Source organism: Streptomyces sp. NPDC006463, assembly GCF_042870715.1.
GTDB lineage: Bacteria > Actinomycetota > Actinomycetes > Streptomycetales > Streptomycetaceae > Streptomyces.
Genome location: NZ_JBIAHP010000007.1, coordinates 298,397 through 323,177 on the forward strand (window position 1 = coordinate 298,397; position 24,781 = coordinate 323,177).

General features: G+C 73.2%; 23 protein-coding genes. 13 read left to right on the top strand and 10 right to left on the bottom strand.

Going from position 1 to position 24,781, the window contains the following annotated elements; genetic code table 11:
• Positions 1 to 163 precede the first annotated feature (163 nt).
• Positions 164 to 604, top strand: a complete 441-nt coding sequence (locus ACFYOB_RS15720) for an NUDIX hydrolase (protein WP_388560096.1) — start codon at positions 164 to 166, stop codon at positions 602 to 604.
• Between the two features lie 7 nt (positions 605 to 611).
• Here the strand turns inward: ACFYOB_RS15720 and ACFYOB_RS15725 are convergent, their stop codons facing one another.
• The 3 genes from ACFYOB_RS15725 to ACFYOB_RS15735 all read right to left on the bottom strand — a co-directional run bounded on the left by ACFYOB_RS15725 (position 612) and on the right by ACFYOB_RS15735 (position 3,774).
• Complete coding sequence (locus ACFYOB_RS15725) at positions 612 to 1,451, bottom strand: nucleotidyltransferase domain-containing protein (RefSeq protein ID WP_388560098.1); 840 nt, start codon at positions 1,449 to 1,451, stop codon at positions 612 to 614.
• A gap of 31 nt (positions 1,452 to 1,482) precedes the next feature.
• Positions 1,483 to 2,331 (bottom strand): trypsin-like serine peptidase, encoded by an 849-nt coding sequence (locus ACFYOB_RS15730; RefSeq protein WP_388560100.1) that lies wholly within the window; start codon positions 2,329 to 2,331, stop codon positions 1,483 to 1,485.
• A 216-nt stretch (positions 2,332 to 2,547) separates the two neighbouring features.
• The gene (locus ACFYOB_RS15735) at positions 2,548 to 3,774 is read right to left on the bottom strand and encodes an amidohydrolase family protein (RefSeq protein ID WP_388560102.1); all 1,227 of its coding nucleotides are present in this window, start codon (positions 3,772 to 3,774) and stop codon (positions 2,548 to 2,550) included.
• Positions 3,775 to 3,906: 132 nt separating this feature from the next.
• On the opposite strand from ACFYOB_RS15735, the gene ACFYOB_RS15740 reads away from it, so the two are divergent.
• The 5 genes from ACFYOB_RS15740 (at position 3,907) to ACFYOB_RS15760 (ending at position 9,683) form a co-directional block, all read left to right on the top strand.
• A complete protein-coding gene (locus ACFYOB_RS15740) occupies positions 3,907 to 6,999 on the top strand; it encodes a BTAD domain-containing putative transcriptional regulator (RefSeq protein WP_388560104.1) in 3,093 nt (1,030 codons plus the stop codon).
• Positions 7,000 to 7,062: 63 nt separating this feature from the next.
• Positions 7,063 to 7,746, top strand: coding sequence for a formylglycine-generating enzyme family protein (locus tag ACFYOB_RS15745; protein WP_388560106.1), 684 nt, complete (start codon positions 7,063 to 7,065; stop codon positions 7,744 to 7,746).
• 182 nt (positions 7,747 to 7,928) lie between these two features.
• Positions 7,929 to 8,153, top strand: a complete 225-nt coding sequence (locus tag ACFYOB_RS15750; protein WP_328926217.1) for a hypothetical protein — start codon at positions 7,929 to 7,931, stop codon at positions 8,151 to 8,153.
• Positions 8,154 to 8,314: 161 nt separating this feature from the next.
• Positions 8,315 to 9,082, top strand: a complete 768-nt coding sequence (locus tag ACFYOB_RS15755) for a class I SAM-dependent methyltransferase (RefSeq protein WP_388560108.1) — start codon at positions 8,315 to 8,317, stop codon at positions 9,080 to 9,082.
• 28 nt (positions 9,083 to 9,110) lie between these two features.
• Positions 9,111 to 9,683 carry a Uma2 family endonuclease gene (locus ACFYOB_RS15760; RefSeq protein WP_388560110.1) on the top strand — a complete coding sequence of 191 codons (573 nt, stop codon included), beginning with the start codon at positions 9,111 to 9,113 and terminating at the stop codon, positions 9,681 to 9,683.
• A 24-nt stretch (positions 9,684 to 9,707) separates the two neighbouring features.
• On the opposite strand, the gene ACFYOB_RS15765 is transcribed toward ACFYOB_RS15760, so the two are convergent.
• The gene (locus ACFYOB_RS15765; RefSeq protein ID WP_388560112.1) at positions 9,708 to 11,378 is read right to left on the bottom strand and encodes a FadD3 family acyl-CoA ligase; all 1,671 of its coding nucleotides are present in this window, start codon (positions 11,376 to 11,378) and stop codon (positions 9,708 to 9,710) included.
• Positions 11,379 to 11,470: 92 nt separating this feature from the next.
• Between ACFYOB_RS15765 and ACFYOB_RS15770 the strand changes: the two genes are divergently transcribed.
• The 3 genes from ACFYOB_RS15770 to ACFYOB_RS15780 are packed head-to-tail and all read left to right on the top strand — an operon-like array spanning position 11,471 to position 13,856.
• The gene (locus ACFYOB_RS15770; protein ID WP_388560114.1) at positions 11,471 to 12,622 is read left to right on the top strand and encodes a lipid-transfer protein; all 1,152 of its coding nucleotides are present in this window, start codon (positions 11,471 to 11,473) and stop codon (positions 12,620 to 12,622) included.
• 11 nt (positions 12,623 to 12,633) lie between these two features.
• A complete protein-coding gene (locus ACFYOB_RS15775; RefSeq protein ID WP_388560115.1) occupies positions 12,634 to 13,083 on the top strand; it encodes a Zn-ribbon domain-containing OB-fold protein in 450 nt (149 codons plus the stop codon).
• Positions 13,080 to 13,856: an enoyl-CoA hydratase/isomerase family protein gene (locus tag ACFYOB_RS15780; protein ID WP_388560117.1), complete on the top strand. Its 777-nt coding sequence runs from the start codon at positions 13,080 to 13,082 to the stop codon at positions 13,854 to 13,856. The genes ACFYOB_RS15775 and ACFYOB_RS15780 overlap by 4 nt, the downstream gene beginning before the upstream one ends.
• Before the next feature lie 214 nt (positions 13,857 to 14,070).
• On the opposite strand, the gene ACFYOB_RS15785 is transcribed toward ACFYOB_RS15780, so the two are convergent.
• The 4 genes from ACFYOB_RS15785 to ACFYOB_RS15800 form a co-directional block, all read right to left on the bottom strand.
• Positions 14,071 to 14,553 (bottom strand): hypothetical protein, encoded by a 483-nt coding sequence (locus ACFYOB_RS15785; RefSeq protein WP_388560119.1) that lies wholly within the window; start codon positions 14,551 to 14,553, stop codon positions 14,071 to 14,073.
• A 401-nt stretch (positions 14,554 to 14,954) separates the two neighbouring features.
• On the bottom strand, positions 14,955 to 15,452 hold the full coding sequence (locus ACFYOB_RS15790; protein ID WP_388560121.1) for a peptidylprolyl isomerase: 498 nt from the start codon (positions 15,450 to 15,452) through the stop codon (positions 14,955 to 14,957).
• A 67-nt stretch (positions 15,453 to 15,519) separates the two neighbouring features.
• Entirely contained in the window at positions 15,520 to 17,934 is a 2,415-nt protein-coding gene (locus tag ACFYOB_RS15795; RefSeq protein WP_388560122.1) for a serine/threonine-protein kinase, read from the bottom strand.
• Positions 17,935 to 18,195: 261 nt separating this feature from the next.
• Positions 18,196 to 18,996: a VOC family protein gene (locus ACFYOB_RS15800; protein ID WP_388560124.1), complete on the bottom strand. Its 801-nt coding sequence runs from the start codon at positions 18,994 to 18,996 to the stop codon at positions 18,196 to 18,198.
• 331 nt (positions 18,997 to 19,327) lie between these two features.
• On the opposite strand from ACFYOB_RS15800, the gene ACFYOB_RS15805 reads away from it, so the two are divergent.
• Positions 19,328 to 19,975, top strand: coding sequence for a TetR family transcriptional regulator (locus ACFYOB_RS15805; protein ID WP_328926228.1), 648 nt, complete (start codon positions 19,328 to 19,330; stop codon positions 19,973 to 19,975).
• 53 nt (positions 19,976 to 20,028) lie between these two features.
• On the opposite strand, the gene ACFYOB_RS15810 is transcribed toward ACFYOB_RS15805, so the two are convergent.
• On the bottom strand, positions 20,029 to 20,520 hold the full coding sequence (locus tag ACFYOB_RS15810) for a nitroreductase family deazaflavin-dependent oxidoreductase (RefSeq protein ID WP_388560126.1): 492 nt from the start codon (positions 20,518 to 20,520) through the stop codon (positions 20,029 to 20,031).
• Positions 20,520 to 21,725: an acyl-CoA dehydrogenase family protein gene (locus ACFYOB_RS15815; RefSeq protein WP_388560128.1), complete on the bottom strand. Its 1,206-nt coding sequence runs from the start codon at positions 21,723 to 21,725 to the stop codon at positions 20,520 to 20,522. Before ACFYOB_RS15815 ends, ACFYOB_RS15810 begins: the two co-directional genes overlap by 1 nt.
• A gap of 155 nt (positions 21,726 to 21,880) precedes the next feature.
• Here ACFYOB_RS15815 and ACFYOB_RS15820 point away from each other — a divergent pair, with 155 nt between their 5' ends.
• From ACFYOB_RS15820 to ACFYOB_RS15830, 3 genes are all read left to right on the top strand, one after another.
• Positions 21,881 to 23,110, top strand: coding sequence for an acetyl-CoA acetyltransferase (locus tag ACFYOB_RS15820; protein ID WP_388560130.1), 1,230 nt, complete (start codon positions 21,881 to 21,883; stop codon positions 23,108 to 23,110).
• 179 nt (positions 23,111 to 23,289) lie between these two features.
• Positions 23,290 to 23,964, top strand: coding sequence for a pyridoxal 5'-phosphate synthase (locus ACFYOB_RS15825; protein WP_388560131.1), 675 nt, complete (start codon positions 23,290 to 23,292; stop codon positions 23,962 to 23,964).
• 400 nt (positions 23,965 to 24,364) lie between these two features.
• Entirely contained in the window at positions 24,365 to 24,775 is a 411-nt protein-coding gene (locus ACFYOB_RS15830) for a hypothetical protein (RefSeq protein ID WP_388560133.1), read from the top strand.
• Positions 24,776 to 24,781: the final 6 nt, after the last annotated feature.

A 24,781-nucleotide genomic window follows, 5' to 3' on the forward strand; every position in this document is an offset into this window, starting at 1 on the left:
GCCGCCCGCGCGGTTGTGACGCACGGCATTGATCGGCAGGTTCCGGAACAGGTGACTCCAGCCCCTCCTCCGCCACCGTGAGGAGGGCAGCGACCCGATCGGGTGCTCGTCGGCGTCCGCGCAGGGCATGCCCCTGGGAGGATCACCGGCGTACGCTGATTCGATGCGAACTCCACGTCACGCAGCGCGTGTTGTCATCCTGTCCCCCGTCGGGTCGGTGTTCCTCTTCCGCGAGGACAACGTGGAGGTCGGCATCCACTGGCTGCCGCCCGGCGGCGGGATGGACCCAGGCGAGAGCCCCGAGGAGTGCGTACGCCGCGAACTCCGCGAGGAGACCGGCTGGACCGACCTGGAGCCCGGGCGGCTGCTGTGCACCTGGGAGCACGACTTCACGCACCAGGGGATCCCCGTCCGCCAGCACGAGCACATCTACCTCACGACGGGCCCGCGCCGCGAGCCGGTGCTGGAGTACCCCGGCATCCACTGGCAGTGGCTGTCCCAGGAGCGCCTGGCCACCCTCGGCGAACCGCTTTGGCCGCCGAGCCTGCCTGACCTCCTGGCGAACGCACCGGCGGATCCGGTCCACTTGGGGCTGCTCGCGTAGGGGTGGCTCAGGTGGCGGTCGAGGGAGCGGCTTCGGGGGTGGCGCGGCCCCGTAGTGCGGCGACGGTCTCCTCGGCCAGGAGCCGCGCCTCGGCCACCGTCGCCACCAGCTGCTCGGCCGTCGCGCCGGGCGCCCCCAGCAGGGCGCGGACCCGCGGGCCGAAGCCGGGCGGCGCGCCCGGCAGCGTCTCGGCTACGGCCAGCGCGCCCTTCTCGTTGAGGCACCAGCGCCGGTCCTCGGCATACAGCGCCTGCACCAGGACGCCCACCGCCCGGGACAGGCAGAGCGAGACGTGGAGCACGTCCGCCCGGGCCGCCCCCTTCGCCGCGGCGGCGACCAGGAACTCCGCCTCCCAGGCACCCGCCGTGAGCGCCTGCCGCAGCGCCTCGGGGTAGTCCGCGGTCCGCCGCCGGAGGTCCGTCAGCTCACCGCCCGGGTCGGCCAGTACCCGGCCGAGCGCCACCTCACCCGCGTAGCAGGGCGACCAGAACCCGAGCGGATGCCCCGCCTGCACGCCCACCTCGTACCGGCCCTCGCGGCAGTCCTCCCAGACCCGCGCGACCCGGTCCGCATCCCGCAGGATCCAGTCCACCGCCACCCCGTCGACCGTCAGCCACGCGCCGCCGTTGACCCACGGCCCCCAGCCGCCCGGTCCGGCCACCTCCACCCCGGGCCCGGCGAGGGCGCCGAGCGCGGCGAGATCGAGCTCGCCGCGGTAGTAGACGCCGAGATCCCAGTCTGAGTCCGGCCGGTGCTCCCCGCGCGCCCGGCTGCCGCCGAGCAGCACGGCGACGACCCCGGGCACCTCGGCCAGGCGGCGGGCCATGTCCTCGATCTTCTTCTGCATGCGGACGATTCTGCCGAGTGGATGCCCGGGGTCAGCGCTTGGCGCCGGTGGCCTTGGCGTACAGCGCGGCCGCGTAGTCACCGAGGACGGTGCTGGTCGACACGTCGTCGGTGTCGCCGCCCGTCAGGATGCCGATGATCTTTCCGTCGCGGGCGATCCACGCGCTGCCGCTGGTGCCGCCCGGGAAGTCCGCGCAGTCGAAGCGCTGTTCGGTCTCACTCTCGCGGACGGCGACCGCCGTGCAGGTACGGGGAACCTTGCGGTCGGCGGGGTAGCCGGTGACGGTGACCTCCTCGCCCGCGCGGCCGCTGGTGTCCAGCACGGCCGCACCGGTCACGCTCTCGATGCTGCGGCCCTTGGCGTCGGGAGCCAGGCGGGCGAAGGCGAGGTCGTAGTCGTCGTCCGTACCCTCGGCCCACCGGCCGTCCTCGAAGACTTCCTCCAGCTTCCATGTGCCGTACGGGGCCTGGCCATTCGCGTACGCAGGTGCGAAGACGGCCGTGCCGTTGCCCTGTTGTCCGTCGAGCAGACAGTGCCCGGCGGTGACGATCAGGTTCCGGCCCGGGCTGTGCACCACCGTGGCCGTGCAGAAGTGATCACTGTCCAGACCGTCCGTGAAGAGAGCGCCGGTGAAGGCCGCGGGCCCACCGGGCGGGGGCGTGACGGCAGGCGGCAACGCACCCCCGGGCGGGGTGGAGAGCTGAGGCTTTGCCGCTTGCGAACGCGACGGCGTGGTCGGTGAACCCGTCGGCCCCGCCTTCACCCGCACGGACTGGGCCCCGTCGGGCGGCGGCACCAGCTCGGCCACCGCGGCGGAGGCTCCCAGAGCCGCCGCAGCACACAGCACCGCTGTCACCAGGGTCCGCTTGTCCACCGGCATGATGATCCTTCCGCTTTGCCCCGGCGAAGCATGCCCCGGAGGCGGGTGCGGTTGCAAGGGGCCCGGCAGCCGATCGCCGCCTCCAGGTGCGCCGACGGGCCGTGGCCGAGTCGGCCGGGGAACAGGGCCGCGACACCGGCGCCCCACCGGAAGTGGGGCGCCGCGTACCTCAGGGCCGGTGCCGGCCGCTCCGCCCGGGCTGCCCGGGCTGCCCGGTCACGCCCCCGGCCCCGCCCACAGGCCCTCCGGCGTCAGGCCCAGCAGGTCGATCGCGTTGCCGCGCACGATGCGGTCGATCACGTCCGGGGGCAGGTGGCCCATCTGGGCCTCGCCGACCTCGCGGGACTTCGGCCAGGTCGAGTCCGAGTGCGGGTAGTCCGTCTCGTAGAGGACGTTGCCGACGCCGATCGAGTCCAGGTTCTTCAGGCCGAAGGCGTCGTCGAAGAAGCAGCCGAAGACGTGCTCCGCGAAGAGCTCCGACGGCGGCCGGTGGACCTTGTCGGCCACTCCGCCCCAGCCGCGGTTCTCCTCCCAGACCACGTTCGCGCGCTCCAGGATGTACGGGATCCAGCCGATCTGGCCCTCCGCGTACATGATCTTCAGGTTGGGAAAGCGCTCGAACTTGCCGCTCATCAGCCAGTCGACCATCGAGAAGCAGCAGTTGGCGAAGGTGATGGTGGATCCGACCGCCGGCGGGGCGTCCGCCGAGGTGGACGGCATGCGGGACGAGGAGCCGATGTGCATGGCGATGACCGTGCCGGTCTCGTCGCACGCCTGGAGGAACGGGTCCCACTCGTCCGTGTGGATGGACGGGAGGCCCAGGTGCGGGGGTATCTCCGAGAAGGCGACCGCCCGGACGCCGCGCGCCGCGTTGCGCCGGACCTCGGCCGCGGCGAGGCGCGCGTCCCACAGGGGGATGAGGGTCAGCGGGATCAGCCGGCCCCGCGCGTCCGGGCCGCACCACTCCTCGACCATCCAGTCGTTGTACGCCCGTACGCCCAGCAGCCCGAGCTCACGGTCGGCGGCCTCGGTGAAGGTCTGGCCGCAGAAGCGGGGGAAGGTGGGGAAGCAGAGCGCCGACTGGACGTGGTTGACGTCCATGTCCGCGAGACGGTCGGGAACCGAGAACGACCCCGGGCGCATCTGCTCGTAGGTGATGACTTCCAGTTTGATCTCGTCGCGGTCGTACCCGACGGCGGTGTCGAGGCGGGTGAGGGGCCGGTGCAGGTCCTCGTACACCCACCAGTCGCCGATCGGGCCGTCGTCACCCTTGGCCCCCATGACAGGAGCGAACTTGCCGCCCAGGAAGGTCATTTCCTTCAAGGGGGCGCGGACGACCCGCGGGCCGGTGTCCTTGTACTTGGACGGGAGCCGGTCCCGCCAGACGTGGGGGGGCTCCACCGTGTGGTCGTCCACCGAGATGATCTTCGGGAAGGTCTCCATGACTCATACGGTAGCGCCGATCTGACGAACCGTCAGCTAGTTGGGGGCCGATCGGCCCGGGACGGGCTGACGTGTACGCGCGAGACAGGGCAGACTGACCATTACACCGACGGAAGGCAGGGGGGACGACAGATGGACGGCGTACCGGCCATCCCGCACCCGCGGAACCCGCGGAACCACCCCGAGGCATCCCGGACCACCCGCAAGAGCGCAGCCCCCGCACGCGCGGCCGCCCCCACGGACCCGGCAGCCCTCGCGAAACCGGCCGCCACATTCCCCGACGACCCCTCCACGGCCGCGGCCGCGGCCCCCGCCCCCGCAGGGTCCCGCTTCGCCGTCCTCGGCCCCATCCGCGCCTGGCGCGGCGCCGACGCCCTGCCCTCCGGCACCCCCCAGCAGCGGGCCCTGCTCGCGACGCTCCTGCTGCGCGACGGCCGCACCGCCACCGCGCCCGAGCTCATCGACGCCATCTGGGGCGAGGACCCGCCGCAGCAGGCCCTCGCCACCATCCGGACGTACGCCTCCCGCCTGCGCAAGGTCCTCGACCCCGGGCTGCTCGTCACCGAGTCCGGCGGGTACGCCATCCGGCTGCGCTCCACCGCCACCCTCGACCTCGGCGTCGCCCGCAGCCTCGTCACCGACGCCGAGACGGCGCGCGAAGCCGGTGACCGCGCCCTCGCCCGTACGCTCCTGGCCCGCGCCCTGGACCTGTGGGACGGCGAACCCCTCGCCGGAGTCCCCGGCCCCGCGGCCGCCACCGAGCGCACCCGGCTCGCCGAGTGGCACCTGCAACTGCTGGAGACCCGCCTCGACCTCGACCTGGAGGTCGGCCACCACGCCGAGGCCGTCTCCGAGCTCACCGCGCTCACCGCCGCCCACCCGCTGCGCGAGCGCCTGCGCGAGCTGCTCATGCTCGCCCTCTACCGCAGCGGCCGGCAGGCCGAGGCCCTCGCCGTCTACGCCGACACCCGCCGGCTCCTCGCCGACGAGCTCGGCGTGGACCCGCGCCCCGAACTCGCCGCCCTCCAGCAGCGCATCCTCAACGCCGACGCCGACCTGGCCCGCGCCGAGGACCCGGCCCCGGCGGCCGCCGCCGTCCATGTGAGGCCGGCCCAGCTGCCCGCCACCGTGCCCGACTTCACGGGCCGCACCAGCTTCGTCGACGAACTCGGCGCCATCCTCTCCGGCGGCGCCGAGGGCCAGGTCATGGCCGTCTCCGCGCTCGCCGGGATCGGCGGCGTCGGCAAGACCACCCTCGCCGTGCACGTCGCGCACGCCGCCCGCCCGCACTTCCCGGACGGCCAGCTCTACGTGGACCTCCAGGGCACCGAGGCCCGCCCCGCCGAACCGGAGGCCGTCCTCGGCTCGTTCCTGCGCGCGCTGGGCACCCCCGACACCGCCATCCCCGACTCCCCCGCCGACCGCGCCGCGCTCTACCGATCCACCCTCGACGGCCGCCGCGTCCTGGTCCTGCTCGACAACGCCCGCGACGCCGCCCAGGTCCGCCCGCTGCTGCCGGGCACGGCGGGCTGCGCCGCGCTGGTCACCAGCCGGGTCCGCATGGCGGGCCTCGCCGGGGCCCATCTCGTCGACCTCGACGTGATGAGCCCCGAGGAGGCCCTCCAGCTCTTCACCCGGATCGTCGGGGCCGAGCGCGTAGGAGCCGAACGGAAGGCCGCCCTCGACGTCGTCGGCGCCTGCGGGTTCCTGCCGCTCGCCATCCGGATCGCCGCCTCCCGCCTCGCCGCCCGCCGCACCTGGACCGTGTCGATCCTCGCCGCCAAGCTGGCCGACGAACGCCGCCGCCTCGACGAGCTCCAGACCGGCGACCTCGCCGTCAAGGCCACCTTCGAGCTCGGCTACGGCCAGCTGGAGCCGGCCCAGCAGCGCGCCTTCCGCCTCCTCGGCCTCGCCGACGGCCCCGACATCTCCCTCTCGGCGGCCGCCGCCGTACTGGACCTGCCCGAGTACGACACCGAGGACCTCCTCGAAGCCTTAGTGGACTGTTCCCTCCTCGAATCGGCCGCCCCCGGCCGCTACCGCTTCCACGACCTCGTACGCCTCTACGCGCGTGCGTGCGCCGAACGCGACGAGCAGCCGCCGGGCGGGCGCGACGCCGCCCTGGACCGGCTGCTGGACTTCTACCTGGCCACCGCCTCCGGGGTCTACGCCCTGGAACGCCCCGGCGACCGCCTCCCCGCGCACCTGTCCGACACCAACTACCCCGGGCTGGTCTTCGGCGAGCCCCGCGCTGCCCTGGACTGGCTGTACGCCGAGGCCGACCCGCTGCTGGCGTGCGTACGGCAGGCCGCCGCGCGCACCGACGAGACCGAGGTCCTGCGCCGGGCCGTGGACCTGCTGTGGGCGGCCAAGGACCTCGCCGAGTCGGGGGCCAACTCCAAGCAGTACGAGTCGGCCGCCATGGCCCTGCGCGACGCCGCACACGCCGCGCAGGACCCGCGCTCGGAGGGGCGGGCCCGTACCACCCTCACCATGGTCCACCTCTTCACCGGCCGTTTCACCGAGGCCGACGACGAGGCCCGCCAGGCCACGGTGCTCGCCCGCGAGGCCGGCGACCCGCTGCCCCGCTGCTGGGCGCCCAACGACCGCGGGATCATCGCCCTCTACCAGGGCCGGCACGCGGACGGCGAGCGGTACCTGCTGGAGGCCATCGAGAACTTCCGCGCCGACGGCAACAACATCGGCGAGGCCAGCGCGCTGTGCAACCTCTCCCGCATCCACGTGGAGCTGGGCCGCCTCGCCAGCGCGATAGACCTCGCCCAGCAGGGCATCGCCATCTACGACCGGATGGGGCTGACCCTGCGCCTGGCCAACGGCCGCTACGCGCTCGGCATCGCCCTCACCCAGGCGGGCCGGCTCGGCGAGGCACTGGCGCAGCTCGCCGAGGCGCTGTCGCTGTTCCACGACAACCGCCAGCCCCTGTGGGAGGGCGTGACCCACTTCCGCCTCGCCGAGGCCCATCTGGCCGCGCGCCGGCCGACCCTGGCCGCCTCGCACGCCGAACAGGCCATCGCGCTGCGCGGGATCGGCGGCGAGTGGCGGCGGGCGACCGTACTGACGGTGCTGGGCAGGGCGCTGCGGCAGCTGGGGCAGACGGACCGGGCACGGGCGTGCTGGCGTGAGGCGGAGACGGTGTTCAGGCAGCTGGGGTCGGCCGAACTGGCGGAAGTCCAGGCCCTGCTGGCCTCGGAGCTCGCGGCCTGACCCTTGGGCACCGGCACGAACACGAGCACCAGCCCGAGCACGAGCCCGAGCACGAGGAACGAGATGAACGAGTTGATCGCCGTCCCGCCGGGGCGGGTGACGCTGTCGGACCGGCGGACACAGCGGAGCTGGACGGTCGAGGTCCTGCCGTACCGGCTGGCGGCGTTCCCGGTCACCCAGTCTTTGTACGCGCAGGTCACCGGGGAGCGGCCGGGCAGCGGGCAGGGGGACCGGCTGCCGGTCGAGGGCGTTTCCTGGTGGGACGCGGTCCGGTTCTGCAACGCCCTCTCCCGGCAGGACGGGTTCACGCCCGCGTACCGGCTCGATGCCGAGGGCGAGGGCGAAGGCATCGGAGCCGGCGCCGGCGTCGAGTGGGACGCGTCCGCCGACGGGTACCGGCTGCCGACCGAAGCCGAGTGGGAGCACGCCTGCCGTGCCGGTACGACCGGACCGCACTACGGACCGCTCGACGAGATCGCCTGGTACCGGGGCAACTCGCAGGAGCGCATCCACGAGGTGGGCGGCAAGCGGCCCAACGCGTGGGGCTTCCACGACATGCTCGGCAACGTCTGGGACTGGTGCTGGGACGTCTACGACCCCGAGGTCTACGGCACCTACCGGGTGCTGCGCGGCGGCGGCTGGTTCGACGAGCACTGGAGCTGCCGGGCCTCGGCGCGGCGCCGCAGCCACCCCACCTTCCGGGTCGACGACGTGGGCTTCCGCCTGGCGCGCTCCGCAGGGCGCTGACCTGCGACGGAGCAGGTCGACGCCCGATGAATGAGGCGTTCATCGTTCGTTTATCGCCACACGACAGTATTAGTGCATCGACCCGGCGCGTCGGGGGGCATCCGGGTCGGTTGGAGGACTACCCGTTCGGCGATCCTCGGGGGAATCGCCGAACGGGCCCGACCCATCCATCAGGAGATCCGATGACGACGAACGAGAACATCCTGCCGACCGACGGCGACATCAAGCCGCTCGACAACCACGCCTCGGGCATCGAGATCAAGCCGCTGGAGAGCCCTGCTCCGGGCGTCGACATCACGCCGATGGACAACCACGCCTCCGGCATCGAGATCAAGCCGCTCGACAACCACGCTTCGGGCGAGGAGATCCAGACGCTGGACAACCACGCGTCCGGCCCGCGCCCGTAGGACGTACACGGCACGACGTACGACCCACAGCGCAAGACGTACGGGGGATCAGCGGGGGGAAGCACGGGGGAAGTAACGGGGGAACGGCGGCCGCGGTGGCCTGGAGGGGGAGCCACCGCGGCCGCCGCACGCGTGCGTCCGCGTGCCCATACGCTGGGTGTGTGTTCACCACCCAAGGGCCGAGCGTCCGAGAACTCGCCGTGCAGGGCCTCTCCTCCGTCGAGCGGGGCTACGACCTGCTGGCGCCGAAGTTCGACCTCACGCCGTTCCGCACCCCGGACCGGATGCTCGACGCCGTCGAGGAGACCCTCGCCCAGCGGGAGGGCTCCTTCGGCGCCGGGCTGGACGTGTGCTGCGGCACCGGAGCAGCGATCGGGATGCTGCGGCGGCTGTGCCGGGAGCGCGTCACCGGGGTGGACCTGAGCCAGGGCATGCTGGCCGAGGCCGCGCGGGCGTACCCGGACGAGCGCGTGGACTTCGTACGGGCGGACGCGCGGGCCCTGCCGCCCGCGCTCGGGGACTCGTACGACCTGGCCGTGAGCTTCGGGGCATTCGGCCACTTCCTGCCGGCCGAGCGGCCCGCCCTCTTCTCCGGGATCCACGGCGCGCTGCGCGAGGGCGGGGTCTTCGCCTTCCCGATCGGCGCCCCGATCCCGCCGAGCTCACCGCTGTGGTGGGCGGTGGCCGGTTTCGACGCGGTGATGCGGGTACGCAACGCGGTGTGGCGGCCGCCCTTCGTCATGTACTACCGGACCTTCCCGCTGGGCGGGGTCCGCGCCGACCTGCGGGCGGCCGGCTTCACCGTGGAGACCGTGCCGCTGGAGCACTTCGGCCGCACCCCCCAGGGCGCACCCCGCTGGCGGCTGGTCCTGGCCCGGAGAGCCGAGCAGCCCCGCCAAGCGCCCGTCCACCAGGGCGCGGACGAGTAGGCTGGCTCAGCACCCTCTGGAGGGCACCATGGCCGCCGAGCTCCCCGAATGGATGATCCCGCCCCGCCCGAGCGGGTGGGAAGCAGACGACCTCGATCACCTGCCCCAGGCTCCCCGGCACACGGAACTCATCGGCGGAGCGCTGATCTTCAGGGTGTCCCCGCAGCGGTCCTGGCACTCCCGGCTCGTGGAGAACCTCACCTTCAGCCTGCGGCAGGCCGCGCCCGACGGCATCGAGGTCTCACGGGAAATGACCGTCCGCCTCGACAAGAGGAGCCGGCCCGAGCCGGCCATCTTGGCTGCGGCAGTCACCTACGACCCCGACCGCACCCGCTACCTCCCGGACGAGGTCGCCCTGGTGATCGAAGTGGTGTCCGAGGAGTCAGCCGACCGCGACCGCTCCATCAAGCCCTTCAAGTACGCCCAGGCCGGGATCCCCCACTTCTGGCGCGTCGAGGACGAGGCGAGCGGACCCGCGGTCCACGTCTACGAGCTGGACGCGGTCACCCGGTCGTACGTCGCCACCGGGATCCACCGTGAGTGGCTCAAGGTGGCGGTCCCCTTCCCCGTGGCCATCGACCTGGGCGCGCTCCTCCCCTGATCGGCCTGTTCCGGACGGCGGGCCTCAACGCGCGCGCAGCTCCCGCTTGAGGACCTTCCCGCTCGCGTTGCGCGGCAGTTCGGTGACGAACTCCACCTCGCGCGGCACCTTGTAGTTGGCCATCTCCCGCCGGGACCAGGCGATCAGGTCGTCGGCGGTGAGGGTGGAGCCGGGGCGGCGGACCGCGTACGCCTTGCCGACCTCGCCGAGCCGCGGGTCCGGGACGCCGACCACGGCCACGTCCGCGATGTCCGGGTGGAGGCCGATGAGCTGCTCGATCTCGGCGGGGTAGGCGTTGAACCCGCCGACGATGAACATGTCCTTGATCCGGTCGGTGATGCGCAGGTTGCCGCCCTCGTCGAGCACTCCGACGTCGCCGGTGCGCAGCCAGCCCTCCGCGGTGACGGCCGCGGCGGTCTCGGCCGGGTCCTCGAAGTAGCCCCGCATGACGTGGTGGCCCCGGACCCACACCTCGCCGGCCGTGCCGGCGGGCAGGGCGCCGCCTTCGGGTCCGGCGATGCGGACCTCGGTGCCGGGGATGGGCCGGCCCGAGGTGGCGGCGATGACCTCCGCCGGGTCGCCGCGCCGGCACATGGTGACGATGCCGCTGGCCTCGGAGAGCCCGTACGCGGTGAGGACGGTGGCGATGTGCAGCTCGCCGCGGAGCCGTTCGACGAGCCTGAGCGGGACCACGGCCGCGCCGGTGACCACCAGGCGCAGGGCGGTCAGGTCGTGGTGGTCGCGCTGGGGGTGGTCGAGGAGTGACTGGTGGAGGGTGGGCGGGCCCGGGAGTACGGAGATCCGCTCGGCGGCGATGTTGGCGAGGACGGTGTCCACGTTGAAGACGGGCTGGGGGACCATCGTGGCGCCGCGCATCAGGCAGGCGATGATCCCGGCCTTGTAGCCGAAGGTGTGGAAGAAGGGGTTCACGATCAGGTAGCGGTCGCCCTCGCGCAGTCCGGCGAGCTCGCTCCAGACGGCGTAGCAGCGCAGGGACTGGGCGTGGGTGATGACGGCGCCCTTGGGGCTGCCGGTGGTGCCGGAGGTGAAGATGATGTCGGAGGGGTCGTCGGGCCGGATCCCTTCGGCGCGTTCGCGGACGGCTTCCGCCGGTACGGGGTCCCCGCCCGCGAGGAAGTCCTTCCAGGTGCGGAAGGACTCGGGGGCGTCCTCGGCGAGGACGACGACCTGCTCCAGGTGCGGCAGCCCTGGCAGCGGCCCGGTGCCGGGGCCCTCGGCCGCGGCACGGCGCAGGGAGGCGACGTACGAGGTGCCGAGGAAGGTGCCGGTGACGAAGAGGAGCCTGGCGCGGCTGCGCCGCAGGACGTACGCGGCTTCGGTGCCCTTGAAACGGGTGTTGAGGGGGACGAGGACCGCGCCCGCGGAGACGGCGCCGAGCGCGGAGACGATCCACTCCAGGGTGTTGGGGGCCCAGACGGCGACCCGGTCGCCGGGCCCGACCCCGGCGGCGAGGCAGGCGGCCGCGGCGCGCTCGACGCGCTCGCCGAGCTGCGCGTAACTGATCCGGACGCGGCCGTCGACGACGGCCTCGCGCTCGGCGTACCGTGCCGCCGACGCCCGGACCAGTCCGGCGATGCTGCCCCAGCGCAGGTCCCCGCGAGGGTCGTCGTGCTCGTCCTCGCGCCGCACCTCGCGTGCGTCCCCGTGTATGTCCCCGTGCGCGTCCTCGTCCATCGTCCGCCCCTCCCCGGCACCAGTAGCTGACTATCCGTCAGATTAGCTGTAGCCTTCGCGGCTGTCAGTACTGGCGCACCCCGGAGGTGGCGATGGCGGCAACGCTCAAGGACGCTACGGCGATAGTCGGCATCGGCCAGACCGCCTTTGCCAGACACTTGCCCCAGTCCGAGAAAGAACTGGCCTGCCGGGCCGTCCTGGCGGCCCTCGCCGACGCGGGCATCGAACCGTCCGAGGTCGACGCCTTCGCCTCGTACACCATGGAGGAGACCGACGAGGTCGAGGTCGCCAAGGCCATCGGCGCCGGCGACGTCACATTCTTCTCCAAGGTCGGCTACGGAGGAGGCGGCTCCTGCGCCACCGTCGGCCACCTCGCCACCGCCGTCGCAACCGGCCAGGCCACCGTCGGCGTCGCCTGGCGCTCCCGCAAGCGCGGCTCCGGCCCCCGCCCCTGGAAGAACACCGCCGTCCAGCTGCCCACCCCCGGACAGTGGACCCGCCCCTTCGGCCTGCTGCGCCCCGCCGACGAGATCGGCATGCTGGCCCGCCGCTACATGCACGAGTACGGCGCCACCCGCGACCACCTCTTCAACGTGGCGATGGCCTGCCGCAACCGGGCCAACGAGAACCCGGCCGCGATGATGTACGAGCGCCCGCTGACCCGCGAGATGTACATGAGCTCCCGCATGATCAGCGACCCGCTCTGCCTCTTCGACAACTGCCTGGAGACCGACGGGGCGCTGGCCTGCGTGATCGTCTCCGCGGAGCGGGCCCGGGACTGCCGCCAGAAGCCCGTGTACGTGCACTCCGTCGCCCAGGGCCTGCCCGCCCAGCACCACGGCATGGTCAACTACTGGAACGACGACCCGCTGTCCGGGCCCGCCTGGACCGCGGCCCGGCACCTGTGGAAGCGGGCCGACTTCGGGCCCCAGGACGTGGACGTCGCGCAGATCTACGACGCCTTCACCCCGCTGATCCCGCTCTCCCTGGAGGGCTACGGCTTCTGCGGGCGCGGCGAGGGGGCCGCCTTCACCGAGGGCGGGGCCCTGGAGATGGGCGGCCGGCTCCCGATCAACACGGGCGGCGGCGGCCTCAGCGAGGCCTACGTGCACGGCTTCAACCTGATCAACGAGGGCGTCAAGCAGCTGCGCGGCGTCTCCACCGCCCAGGTGCCCGACGCCGCCACCTGCCTGGTGACGGCGGGCGAGGGCGTCCCGACGTCCGCGATCCTGCTGCGAGCCTGAGGAGCCGACCGATGACCGCACCCACCACCGACGATCTGCTGCTCCCGGTCCCCGACGAGGACGGCGCCCCCTTCTGGGAGTACGCCGCCCGGGGCGAACTCCGCGTCCAGGCATGCGCCGCCTGCGGCAGACTCCGCTTCCCGCCGCGCCCCTGCTGCCCGCACTGCCGGTCCTTCGACTCCGAGTGGCGCCTGATGTCCGGCCGCGGCCGGATCTGGTCCTACGTACGGCCGCACCCGCCGCTGCTGCCCGCGTACGCCGCGCAGGCCCCGTACAACGTGATCCTCGTGGAGCTCGCCGAAGCCCCGCACATCCGGCTGGCCGGGAACCTGGTGGCCTCGGCGGACGCCCCGCTGAACTCGGTCGACCCGGCCCGGCTGCGCATCGGCGCGCGCGTGCAGGTGGTCTTCACCGGGACGGGCGGCATGGCCGTGCCGCGCTGGATCCTGGAGCGGTCATGACCCTGCGGGTGGAGCGGGACAAGGCGACCGGGGTCGCGGTCGTCACCCTGGACCGGGAACGCAGGCACAACGCCGTCGACCTGGAGACCGCGGCCGAACTGAGCGAGGCGTGGCGGGAGTTCCGCTTCGCCGACGACGTACGGGCGGTGGTGCTGACGGGAGCCGGGACGGCGGCCTTCTGCACCGGCATCGACCGCGGCGTGGACGTCCCCCAGCCGGGCTCCCCGTACTCGGCCGACGATCCGCTGCTCTCCATCGGCCCGAAGGCGGGCGACCTGTGGAAGCCGGTGATCGCGGCCGTGAACGGCATGGCGTGCGGCGGGGCCTTCTACCTGCTGGGCGAGGCGGAGTTCATCATCTCGTCCACGTCCGCGACGTATTTCGACCCGCACACCTCGTACGGGATGGTCAGCGCCTACGAGGCCGTCTACATGGCGCAGCGGATGCCCTTCGGGGAGGCCGCCCGGATGTCCCTGATGGGGACGGCGGAACGGCTCTCCGCGCAGCGGGCCTACGACATCGGCCTGGTGTCGGAGCTGACCGAGCCCGGGGACCTGCTCCCGGCGGCGCTGCGCGCGGCGCAGACGCTGGCCGGCTTCCCGACGGAGGCCGTGCAGGGCACCGTACGGGCCCTGTGGTCGGCGAAGCAGGCAGCGCTGCAGCAGGCGCTGGCCCAGGCTCCGGCGCTGATCGCACTGGGGAACCTGGCGCCGGAGCGGCAGGCGGAACTGTTCGCGGGGCGGCGGCGGGCGCCGGAGCCGCGGGTGCGGTGAGGGCCCCGGCCGAGCGCGAGAAGGCCTAGGGGTGTCTGACGGATCAGGGTCGGATAGCCCGGGTCGGCTGGTGCCGTGGATTGCAAGGCGGAGGAGGGAGTCGACGCGGTGGGGGCACCTCCCAGCGGTAGCTGGGGGACGTCGGCGACCGACGACAACGCAGCAAGCCGCGGTTGCCGGGCGAGCCGGGCCCGGCCCTGATCCGTCAGACACCCTAGGAGCGGGTGATCCGGCCGAGCCGGCAGTTCTTGACCTCGGCCGCCTTGTCCGTCTGCGTCATCGAGACGGTGACGGTCCGGGTCTCGTTGGCCTTGAGGGTGAGCCGGATGGTGTTGCGGTCGACCGCGGCGCCGTTCGTCCCCTCGAACACCACCGGCACCTCCACCGCGCGCTCGGTGTTCATGTCGGAGGTGACCTTGAGGGTCGCTTCCTGCTTCCCGGCGCCGGCGCAGCTGACGACCTCGGCGTGCGCGGGGGCGGTGCTGCTGGGCGAGGGCGTCGGGCTGGCCGAGCTGCCGTTGCCGCTGCTGTGGGACTTCTTCTTCGTCTTGGAGCTGGAGCAGCCGCCACCGCCGCTGCTCTTGCTCTTGCCGCTGCTTCCGCTGCTGCTGCTCCCGCCGTGCGACGAGAACCCGGTCAGCGCGAACACGACGGCGACGAGCACCGCGGTGAATCTGATTCGACGTCCAGCCACCATGGCCCTGACCCCTCCCGTTGGACAGACGGCGCGTCACGCTACCAGGCGCCCCCTGGACAGGCACCAGCCTTGCGGCCCGGCGGCCCGGGAGGAGGGGCTGCCGCTGAACCGCGAGCCGGACGCGGCCTCGGACGCGTCCCCGCGTGCGCGGGCCGGAGCCCGGGCGTAGCGTCGGGACCGAGGCCCACAGTGGAGGGCCGGGCATGTCCGCGACGGCGTACGCGGCCCGCCGATGGGTCTCATCGAAGCGGCGGCCGCCGTCCGAGCCCCTTCCGTGCCTTGCACGACGGCCGTCCCACGGACGCCCGCCCGGACGCACGCCCGGCCGCACGCCGGAAACGGCGGCGGCCCCGGCCCCCGGGGAGGGGCGGGGCCGACCGGCCGTACTGGCGGAGAGGTGATCAGGCGGCGTCGACGACGCCCGAGGCCGCGATCTCGATCTTGGCGCGGGTGGCGCCGGACTGGGAGCCCAGGGACTCGATCTTCTTGACCAGGTCCGAACCCTCGACGACCTCGCCGAAGACGACGTGCTTGCCGTCGAGCCACGGGGTCGGGATGGTCGTGATGAAGAACTGCGAGCCGTTGGTGTTGCGGCCGGCGTTCGCCATCGACAGCAGGAACGGGCGGTCGTGCTTCAGCTGGAAGTTCTCGTCGGCGAACTTCTCGCCGTAGATGCTCTTGCCGCCGGTGCCGTTCTGGTTGGTGAAGTCGCCGCCCTGGAGCATGAACTCGGGGATGACGCGGTGGAACGGCGAGCCCGCGTAGCCGAAGCCGTGCACGCCGGTGGCCAGCTCGCGGAAGTTCTGGGCGGTCTTCGGGACGACGTCGTCGAAGAGGTTGAAGACGATGCGGCCCGCGGCCTCGCCGTTGATGTTGATGTCGAAGTAGACGTTGCTCATGGGGTCCATCCTGTCACTCCCCGTCCGGTGCGCTACCCGGCGGGGCCGCAGCCCCGCCCCGGACAGGTCAGCCGCTCGTACGGGTGCCGGTGCCCTTGGCCGCGTCCAGGGCGTACACGCAGCGGTCCTTGCTGCACGCGTAGACCACGCCCGCCTCGGCGACGGGGGCACCCGTGATCTCACCGCCCGTGGCCAGCTTCCAGCGCAGCTGCCCGCCCGCCGCGTCCAGCGTGTACAGGCAGTGGTCGGCCGAGCCGAAGTGCACCCGGCCGTCCGCGACCGCGGGCAGGCCGGTGATCTCGCCACCCGCCGCGAACCGCCACTTGGGGGTGCCGGTGACCGCGTCGAGCGTGTACAGCGCGCTGCCCGCGCCCAGGTGGACGTTGCCGTTCGCCACCAGCACCGGGTCCGCGGACGAGCGCGCCTCCGTCGCGATCCGCCAGCGGTCCTGCCCGGTGGCCGCGTCCAGCGCGTACACGGTGCCCAGATAGTCGGCGAGGTAGACCCCGCCGCCCGTGACGGCGGCGCCCGGCGCGAAGGCGGGCGGCGCCAGGAAGACCGCGGGGGCCTCGAAGTGCCAGCGGACCCGCCCCGACGCCCGGTCCACGGACAGCACCCGGGTGCCGGCCGCGACGTAGACGTTGCCGTCCGGCGCCGGGGTGACCCGTACGGGGACGTTCCCGCAGGAGGCGGCGTCGCCGACCGGGTACGACCAGGACTCGCGGCCGCTGCGTGCGTCGAGCGCGCGCAGCCGGGCGTCCGCCCACACGTACACCGTGCCGTCGTGCAGGACGGGGGCCGCCTCCGGGGTCTCGAAGTCGGTCTGCGCGCCGGTCAGCTCCCAGAGCTTCTGGCCGTTGGACGCCTCCCAGCCCTGTACGCCGCCACCGCGGGTGGCGGTGACGACCGTGCCGCGCTCCGCGCGCAGGGCGTACACCCAGGCGTCGGACGCCAGCCGCCACCGCTCGGAGCCGTCGGAGGCGTCGAGCGCGAAGAGGGAGGGGCCGTCGGAGGCGTGGATGCGGCCGTCGGCGACGGCCATGGACCAGGCGACGTCCCGGGTCTTGAACTGGCGGCGGCCGCTCGCCACGTCCAGGGCGTGCACCTCGAAGGAGGTGACGTAGAGCAGGTCGCCGGCGACGGTCGGGGTGCCCCAGACCTCGTTGGACATGCGGAAGCGCCACGGGCGCCAGCGGCCGCTGTCCGGGGCCGGACCGGGGCCCGGTACGGACGCCACGGCGGAGCCGGACGGGGTGGCGGCCGCCGCGCCGCCGGGCGGGCGGACCCAGCCGGTCGCCGAGTCCACGGAGACGTGCGCGGCGGGCGCCGCGGCGCTCGCGCGCGGCCCGGGGCCGATCGGCACCGGGGAGCCGCCCAGCCGGACGGGCTCGCCCGAGGGCGCCGGGGACATCGGCGGGTGGTGCGGGCGCTGCGGAACGGCCTGGCCGGTGCGCGGGTCCACCCACGCCTCGGCGCCGCGCTGGCGGCGGTGCGTGGCGGGTCCGGAACCCGGCCCGCGGGAGGCGCCGGAGCCGCTCCCGCCGTCCCGGCCGGGGCCGGGCGCGGGCACCACGGCGGCGGCCGGCGTACGGTTGCCCGCCCGCCGGGCCTCGATCATCGCGACGGCCCGCCCGGGCAGCCACGCCGAGGCGGTCCCGCTGTCGTCGCCGCCGTCGAACAGGTGCGGGGCGAGCTGCGCCTGCAGGTCGGCCGGGGTCGGCCGCAGCGTGGCGTCCATCTGCATGCAGGAGTCGATCAGCGGCCGCAGCTCCTCGGGCAGCCCCTCCAGGTTGGGTCCCTCGCGCAGCAGCATGAAGACCGTCTCCACCGGGTTGGCCCCGTGGTACGGCGGATGCCCGGTCGCGGCGAAGACCAGCGTCGAACCGAGCGAGAAGACGTCGCTGGCGCCCTTGACGCTGCGCGAGTCCTTCGCCTGCTCGGGCGACATGTACGCGGGGGTGCCGACGGCGACGTTCGTCATGGTCAGGCGGGTGTTGGAGACCCCGCTCGCGATGCCGAAGTCGATCACGCGCGGCCCGTCCTCGACGACGAGGACGTTGGACGGCTTCAGGTCGCGGTGGACCAGGCCGGCGCCGTGGATGGACTGCAGCGCCTCGGCGATGCCGGCCGCGAGCCACCGTACGGCCTGGGCGGGCATGGGCCCGCACTCGTTGACGATCTCCTCCAGGGAGGGCGCCGGGACGTAGGCGGTGGCCAGCCACGGCACGGCGGCACGGGGGTCGGCGTCGACCACGGCCGCGGTGTAGAAGCCGGACACGGCGCGGGCCGCCTCCACCTCGCGGGTGAAGCGGACCCGGAACAGCTGGTCCTCGGCGAGCTCGGTGCGCACCGTCTTGATCGCGACCCGCCGTCCGGACGCGGACCGCGCGAGATAGACCAGCCCCATGCCGCCGGCGCCGAGCCGTCCCAGCACCTCGAAGGGGCCGATCCGTCTCGGGTCGTGCTGCGTCAGCTGCTCCACCACTCGCCTCCACACCTCCCCGTACGAGCCCTCGCCGGGCCCGCTTCCACCAGTGCGCGCACCGGTACGGGGCCCTGGTCGTGCCCCGTGCAGCGTCTCACCCCCGGACGCCGCCCGGGTCGCGCACCCCGATTCTGTCAGGCCCGCGCCCGGTCCGGCCCCGGCACGGCGGACGCCGGGTCCTGTCGTCTAGGTCACGCTCGCGTCCGGCGCCGGCCGGGCATGGCCCGGGCGCGGCCCGGGGCACGGTTCAGGCGTGGTTCAGGACTGGTCCGCCAGCTCGGTGCCGGGTTCCGACAGCAGCCCGAAGACGGCCCCCTGATTGTCGGCGACGACCGCGATCCTCCCGTACGGGGTGTCGAAGGGGTCGGCGGTGACCCGGCCGCCGAGCCGCTGCACCGCGGCCACGGACCGGTCGCAGTCCGGGACGGCGAAGTACACGAGGAAGTGGGCCGGCATGATCTCCGGGAACGCGTCGGTGATCAGGCTGCGGCCCATGACGGCGGTGTCGGTGCCGGGGGCGCTGCCGGGCGGGGACCAGACGCGGTACTCCACGCCCGCGTCGTCCTGGTCCTGCGGGACGTAGCCGAAGACCTTGGCGTAGAAGACGTCCACGGCGTCGCGGGCGCGCGTGTAGACCTCGGTCCAGCAGTACGTGTACGGCTCCTGCTGGGCCTCGAAGCCGTGGTGGGTGCCGGGCTGCCACAGGCCGAAGACGGCCCCGCCGGGATCGGCGGCCATGGCTGCGGTCCCGTACGGGCCGACCGGCATGGGGTCCATCACCATCTGGCCCCCGGCGGCGCGGATGCGCTGGGCACAGGCGTAGGCGTCGCGGGTGTAGAGGTAGATCCCCCATACGGTGGGCATACGGCCGTCGGGCTTGGGGGCGAGCGCGGCGACGTTGCGACCGCGGCTGTAGGCCTGCGTGTAGTGGCCGTACTCGGCGCCCGCACCCTGGGAGAAGGTCCACCCGAAGAGCTCACCGTAGAAGCGCTTGCCCGCCTCGACGTCCGGGAGCGAGGCGTCCACCCAGCAGGGTGCGCCTTCCGCGAATGCCGCCATGGGCCCGGTTCCTTCCGTTGTGCGGGGGTGTGTACCCTCTCACCTCTCCAAGCCATGATCCGCCCGAAAACTTGTCCACAGCCTGTTGATAAGACTAATCGGGGGAAACGCTGAGGAACCGGGCGACACGCCCGGACCGGGCCCCGCAGCCGGTCGCGCGGGCGCACCGCGGTCGCACCACGGCCGGACAGCGGCCGGATCACGGCTGGATCGTGGCCGGATTTCGCCGCCGCGACCGCACGGGATCTACTTCCGCCCAGGCCAGGGACCCCGTAACCCCATTTGCAGGCGGCCGAATAGCGCGCCCATCACCCCTCGGTAAGCTGACGGCATGACAGGACAAGTACGCACCGTCGACGGGCGTGTCGCAGGCCGGCGCGGCCAGGCGACGCGGCAGAAGCTGCTCGACTGCCTCGGCGAGATGCTCAGCTCCTCGCCGTACCGCGACGTCAAGGTGATCGATGTCGCACGCAAGGCCGGCACCTCCCCCGCGACCTTCTACCAGTACTTCCCGGACGTCGAAGGCGCCGTCCTGGAGATCGCCGAACAAATGGCCACCGAAGGTGCCCAGTTGACGGCACTGGTCGAGGGCCGGAACTGGGTCGGCAAGGCCGGCTGGGCCGCCGCGGAGGAACTCGTCGAGGGCTTCCTGGAGTTCTGGCGGCGCAACGACGCGATCCTGCGGGTCGTCGACCTCGGCGCGGCCGAGGGCGACAAGCGCTTCTACAAGATCCGCATGAAGATCCTGAACTCGGTCACCAACTCCCTCACGGAGTCGGTGAAGGAGCTCCAGTCCAAGGGCAAGGTCGACAAGGACATCAGCCCGGCGGCGATGGCCGGTTCGCTGGTCGCGATGCTGGCCGCGGTCGCCTCGCACCAGAAGGGCTTCCAGACCTGGGGCGTCAAGCAGGCCGAACTCAAGCCGAACCTGGCGCTGCTGGTCCACCTCGGCATCACGGGCAAGAAGCCCACCAAGTAGCGGCGGGCCCCTCCAGGGTCCGCCGCCCCGGTACTGCTTCCGTACGCCTGCGATCAGCGACGCTCCAGGCGGAACAGCCGGATCTCGCGCTCGATGCGCGCCTGGTACGTCGCGTACGGCGGCCAGAACCCCAGCACCGCCTGCCACGCCGCAGCGCGCTCGTCACCTGCCAGCAGCCGGGCCCGTACGGCGATGTCCTGGCCCTTCCAGCTCACGGACGCGTCCGGGTGCTTGAGCAGGTTCCCGGTCCACGCCGGGTGCCCGGGCCGCCCGAAGTTGGAGCCGATCAGCAGCCAGCTCGCGCCGTCGTGCTCCGGCATGCAGGCGAGCGGGGTGGTGCGCGGCTCGCCGGTCCTGGCGCCCTTGGCGGTGAGGATCACGCCCGGCAGCATCTGGGCGCTGAGCATGACCTTGCCGCGGGTCAGTTTGTGCACCGCCTTGTCCATGGCGGGGATGAAGTGCGGTGCGATCTTGGCGAACAGCATGGTCGAGGAGACCTTCTGCATCAGCTTGACGCCGGGGGGCACCCGGTCGGTGCGAGCCATCAGACGGCCACCTTCACTTGTGCGGTCGGGGACGCGAACAGGCCCGCGCGGTCGGCGGCGTGCGCCCGCAGCCGGTGGACAGGGCCGAACAGCAGCTCGTCGGCCGCCGCCCGCTTGAAGTAGAGGTGCGCGTCGTGCTCCCAGGTGAAGCCGATGCCGCCGTGCAGCTGGATCGCCTCGCCCGCGGTCACGCGCAGCGCCTCCAGGGCCTGGGCGAGGGCGAGGCCGCCCTGCCGCGGGTCCCAGGCGGCGTAGTAGGCCGCCGAGCGGGCCGCCTGCACCTGTACGTAGAGGTCGGCGAGGCGGTGCTTGACCGCCTGGAAGGAGCCGATCGCCCGGCCGAACTGCTCTCGCTGCTGTACGTACTCCACGGTGCGGGCGAGCGCCTGGGCGGCGGCGCCGACCGCCTCGGCGGCGAGCACGGCGCTGGCGGTGGCGCCGGTGGCGGCGAGGGCGCCCGGTACGCCGGCACCGTCGTCGGCGCCCGCCTCGCCCAGCAACTCGGCCGGGGAGTCCCTCAGCTGGATCCGGGCCTGGGGGCGGGTCTCGTCCAAGGTGGCCTGCCTCGACCGGACGAGTCCGGGCGCGTCCTCCCGTACGAGGAACAGCAGCGTACGGCTGCGCGCGAAACCGCCCGTGTGCGCGGCGACCAGCAGCAGCGAGGCACTGTGCCCGTCGAGCACCTGGGCGGCCTCCCCGTACAGCCGCCAGCCGTCGCCGTCCGCGTCGGGGCGGGCCTGGACCCCGCCCGCGCGGCCGCCGCCGGACCACGGGCCGACGGTGTTGTCGCCGGTCAGCGCGAGGGCGGTGGCCAGCGCCGGGCCGGGGACGGCGAGGGCGGCGGTCAGGCCGCCGGCGGCCAGCGGCGGGAGCAGCGCGGAGCGCTGGGCGGCGGTGCCGAGCGCGATGATCAGCGGCACGCAGAGCGCGGCGGTGGCGAACAGCGGCGAGGGCAGCAGCGCCCGCCCGGTCTCCTCGCAGGCCAGGGCCAGGTCGGCGGGCGTACAGCCGACGCCGCCGTACTCCTCGGCGACGGCGAGGCCCGGCAGTCCGAGCCGCTGGGAGAGCTGCTGCCACAGCTCGCGGTCGTGTCCGCAGGCGGTGCGGACGGCGGCTTTGACCTCGTCCGGACCGCAGCGTTTGCCCAGGATCTCGCGCAGGGTACGGCGCATCTCTTCCTGCTCCGCGGTGAAGGCGGCATCCATCGTCGGGCTCCTCCCGAGGGCACCTCCCAGCGACAGCCGGGGGTATCTGACGGGCCGTCATGTTAGGGCGGGCGGCGTCAGATGCACAGGGGGCGGACGGAACGGGCCGCGTCGCGGGCTAGCTTCTGACGATGCGTCAGATGTACCGTCCCCTCATGCCTGGACTCACACCCGGACCCCTTTCCGGACCCGCATCCGGACCCGTCCCCGGCCGTGCACCCCGCCCGCGCCGGAGGGTCGCGGTGGTCGGCGTCGCGCTCTCGGACTGCGGGCGGGTGGACGGACCCACCCCATACGCCCTGCACGCGCAGGCCGCCCGCCGCGCCCTGGCCGACTCCGGCCTGGACCGCTCGGTCATCGACGGCTTCGCCTCCGCCGGCCTCGGCACGCTCGCGCCGGTCGAGGTGGCCGAGTACCTGGGCCTGCGCCCCACCTGGGTCGACTCCACCTCGGTGGGCGGCTCCACCTGGGAGGTCATGGCCGCCCACGCGGCGGACGCGATCGCCGCAGGGCACGCCAACGCCGTCCTGCTGGTCTACGGATCCACGGCCCGCGCGGACATCAAGGCCCGGCGGCGGACCTCGAACCTCTCCTTCGGGGCGCGGGGACCGCTGCAGTTCGAGGTCCCGTACGGGCACACGCTGGTCTCCAAGTACGCGATGGCCGCCCGCCGCCACATGCACGAGTACGGGACGACGCTGGAACAGCTCGCCGCGGTGGCCGTGCAGGCCCGCGCGAACGCGGCCACGAACCCGGACGCGATGTTCCGCGACCCGATCACGGTGGACGATGTCCTGTCGGGCGAGATGATCGCGGACCCGTTCACGAAGCTGCACTGCTGCATCCGCTCGGACGGCGGCTGCGCGGTGCTGCTGGCGGCGGAGGACTACGTACCGGACACGGCGAAGGCACCGGTCTGGATCCTGGGGACGGGGACCTCGGTGTCCCACACCACGATGTCGGAGTGGGAGGACTTCACGGTGTCCCCGGCGGCGGTCTCGGGCCGGACCGCCTTCGAGCGGGCGGGCCTGACGCCGGCGGACGTGGATGTGGCCGAGATCTACGACGCCTTCACGTACATGACCCTGGTGACCCTGGAGGACCTCGGCTTCTGCGCGAAGGGCGAGGGCGGGGCCTTCGTGGAGAAGGGCCGCCTGCTGCGCGGGGGGGAGCTCCCGGTCAACACGGACGGCGGCGGCCTCTCCGCCTGCCACCCGGGCATGCGGGGCCTGTTCCTGCTCGTCGAGGCGGTCCGCCAACTCCGCGGCGAGGCCGGCCCGGGCCAGGTCACCAAGCCCGGCGACCGCCTCCCGGAGGTAGCCCTGGCCTCGGGCACGGGCGGCTGGTTCTGCTCGTCGGGGACGGTGATCCTGGGGCGGGGGTGAGGGGCCCGCTCCTGTGGCCCGCTCCCGTGGCCCGCTCCCGTGGCCCGCTCCCGGCCCGCTCCCGTGGCCCGCTCCCGTGGCCCGCTCCCGTGGCCCGCTCCCGGAGCCCGCTCCCGTGGCCCGGGCCGACCCGGACGGCCTTGATCCGTCGGGCCGCCTCGTGGTGTTCCATGGGTGGCATGACCCGTGAGATCGGCACCGACGAGTTCCGCGAGACCCTGCACTCCCTGCGGGTGTGGGACGGCCCGCTTCCCGGATTCGATGCCGGGCAGGCGCCCGAGGAGCCGTTGGCGCTGTTCCGGGAGTGGTTCACGCACGCCGCGCGGGCGGGGCAGGCCGAGCCGCACACCATGAGCCTGGCGACCGTGGACGGCGACGGGCGGCCCGACGTACGGACGCTGATGCTGCACGACGCCGACGAGCGCGGCTGGCACTTCGCCTCGCACGCCACCAGCGCCAAGGGCAGGCAGCTGGCCGGGCAGCCGGAGGCCGCGCTCGGGTTCTACTGGCCGGCCGTGGCCCGGCAGGTGCGGATCCGGGGGCGGGTGACCGCCTGCGGACCCGAGGAGAGCCGGGCCGACCTGGCCGTGCGGTCGCGCGGGGCGCTGGCCGCCGCGCTCACGGGCCACCAGAGCGAGGTCCTCGGCTCCGCCGAGGAGCTGACGCAGGCTTCGACGGCCGCCTGGGAGCGGGCCGGGGCCGAGCCGGACGCCCCGGCCCCGACCTGGACGCGCTACGTGCTCGACCCCGCGGAGGTCGAGTTCTTCCAGGGCGACGCCGCCCGCCGCCACGTCCGCCTGCGCTACCGCCGCACCGCCGACGGCTCCTGGGTCCGCGAACTGCTCTGGCCGTAGGACCTGCCCGGGAGAGCGATCGGCGCGGCGGCCCGGCAAGAGCCTGGTCCTGGCCCAACACGCCCGCATCACGGCCGACTGATGCTCAGTCAGGCGATTTCACGCCACGAGCCGGGGACTTGAGGTGCCCGCAATGTCCACCTGCCGAGGCGCGGGTGCAGCCCCCCTGACCGCTTCCCGCAAGGAGTCGCGCGTCGAACCGGTCTCACCCGGACGCTCCCATCGGGGATGAGATCAGGCCACAGGAAGAACAAACCCGAACGTCGATGAATTGGCGTGTTCCTTTCGCAAGTTGACCAAATCCAAAGAAAAGATCAAGATCATCTCCTGCTGGGTGTCGATGACGGCACGCAGTGCACAGACTCCACCGGGGAAGGTGGAGCAATCGGGAGGGAACCCCATGCGTACTCGCATGAAGTCGGCCGCGATGACGGCCGCGCTCGCAGCAGGACTCGTTGGCGCACTCGCGCCGAACGCCTTCGCCGCGTACACGCAGACCAAGTACTTCTCCTTCACCGACGAGGGCGTGGGTGCGGAGACCGGCCGTTGGTCGGCCCCGGGCAACAGCCAGGCGGCATCGCAGGACGCGTGCGCCACGAGCAACGGCGCTCAGGGCCGGGTCGGCTACGACTTCAAGATCGACAAGTCCTGGCAGCCCGACCAGTGGGTCGCCTGGCGTGACTGGTCCTGCGACAACGGCACGTTCTGGAAGGAGTTCAACAACGCCCCCGCCGGCAGCTACTACATGCAGATCGCGAACGCCCCGGCCTTCGTCCACTCGTCGGGTCGCGTCGTCTACGACTGGAAGTAATCTCAG

Coding starts and splice junctions, on each gene's coding strand:
- ACFYOB_RS15720 (WP_388560096.1), top strand. CDS start 164: ATGCGAACTCCACGTCACGCAGCGCGTGTTGTCATCCTGTCCCCCGTC.
- ACFYOB_RS15725 (WP_388560098.1), bottom strand. CDS start 1,451: ATGCAGAAGAAGATCGAGGACATGGCCCGCCGCCTGGCCGAGGTGCCC.
- ACFYOB_RS15730 (WP_388560100.1), bottom strand. CDS start 2,331: ATGCCGGTGGACAAGCGGACCCTGGTGACAGCGGTGCTGTGTGCTGCG.
- ACFYOB_RS15735 (WP_388560102.1), bottom strand. CDS start 3,774: ATGGAGACCTTCCCGAAGATCATCTCGGTGGACGACCACACGGTGGAG.
- ACFYOB_RS15740 (WP_388560104.1), top strand. CDS start 3,907: ATGGACGGCGTACCGGCCATCCCGCACCCGCGGAACCCGCGGAACCAC.
- ACFYOB_RS15745 (WP_388560106.1), top strand. CDS start 7,063: ATGAACGAGTTGATCGCCGTCCCGCCGGGGCGGGTGACGCTGTCGGAC.
- ACFYOB_RS15750 (WP_328926217.1), top strand. CDS start 7,929: ATGACGACGAACGAGAACATCCTGCCGACCGACGGCGACATCAAGCCG.
- ACFYOB_RS15760 (WP_388560110.1), top strand. CDS start 9,111: ATGGCCGCCGAGCTCCCCGAATGGATGATCCCGCCCCGCCCGAGCGGG.
- ACFYOB_RS15765 (WP_388560112.1), bottom strand. CDS start 11,378: ATGGACGAGGACGCGCACGGGGACATACACGGGGACGCACGCGAGGTG.
- ACFYOB_RS15770 (WP_388560114.1), top strand. CDS start 11,471: ATGGCGGCAACGCTCAAGGACGCTACGGCGATAGTCGGCATCGGCCAG.
- ACFYOB_RS15775 (WP_388560115.1), top strand. CDS start 12,634: ATGACCGCACCCACCACCGACGATCTGCTGCTCCCGGTCCCCGACGAG.
- ACFYOB_RS15780 (WP_388560117.1), top strand. CDS start 13,080: ATGACCCTGCGGGTGGAGCGGGACAAGGCGACCGGGGTCGCGGTCGTC.
- ACFYOB_RS15785 (WP_388560119.1), bottom strand. CDS start 14,553: ATGGTGGCTGGACGTCGAATCAGATTCACCGCGGTGCTCGTCGCCGTC.
- ACFYOB_RS15790 (WP_388560121.1), bottom strand. CDS start 15,452: ATGAGCAACGTCTACTTCGACATCAACATCAACGGCGAGGCCGCGGGC.
- ACFYOB_RS15800 (WP_388560124.1), bottom strand. CDS start 18,996: ATGGCGGCATTCGCGGAAGGCGCACCCTGCTGGGTGGACGCCTCGCTC.
- ACFYOB_RS15805 (WP_328926228.1), top strand. CDS start 19,328: ATGACAGGACAAGTACGCACCGTCGACGGGCGTGTCGCAGGCCGGCGC.
- ACFYOB_RS15810 (WP_388560126.1), bottom strand. CDS start 20,520: ATGGCTCGCACCGACCGGGTGCCCCCCGGCGTCAAGCTGATGCAGAAG.
- ACFYOB_RS15815 (WP_388560128.1), bottom strand. CDS start 21,725: ATGGATGCCGCCTTCACCGCGGAGCAGGAAGAGATGCGCCGTACCCTG.
- ACFYOB_RS15820 (WP_388560130.1), top strand. CDS start 21,881: ATGCCTGGACTCACACCCGGACCCCTTTCCGGACCCGCATCCGGACCC.
- ACFYOB_RS15825 (WP_388560131.1), top strand. CDS start 23,290: ATGACCCGTGAGATCGGCACCGACGAGTTCCGCGAGACCCTGCACTCC.
- ACFYOB_RS15830 (WP_388560133.1), top strand. CDS start 24,365: ATGCGTACTCGCATGAAGTCGGCCGCGATGACGGCCGCGCTCGCAGCA.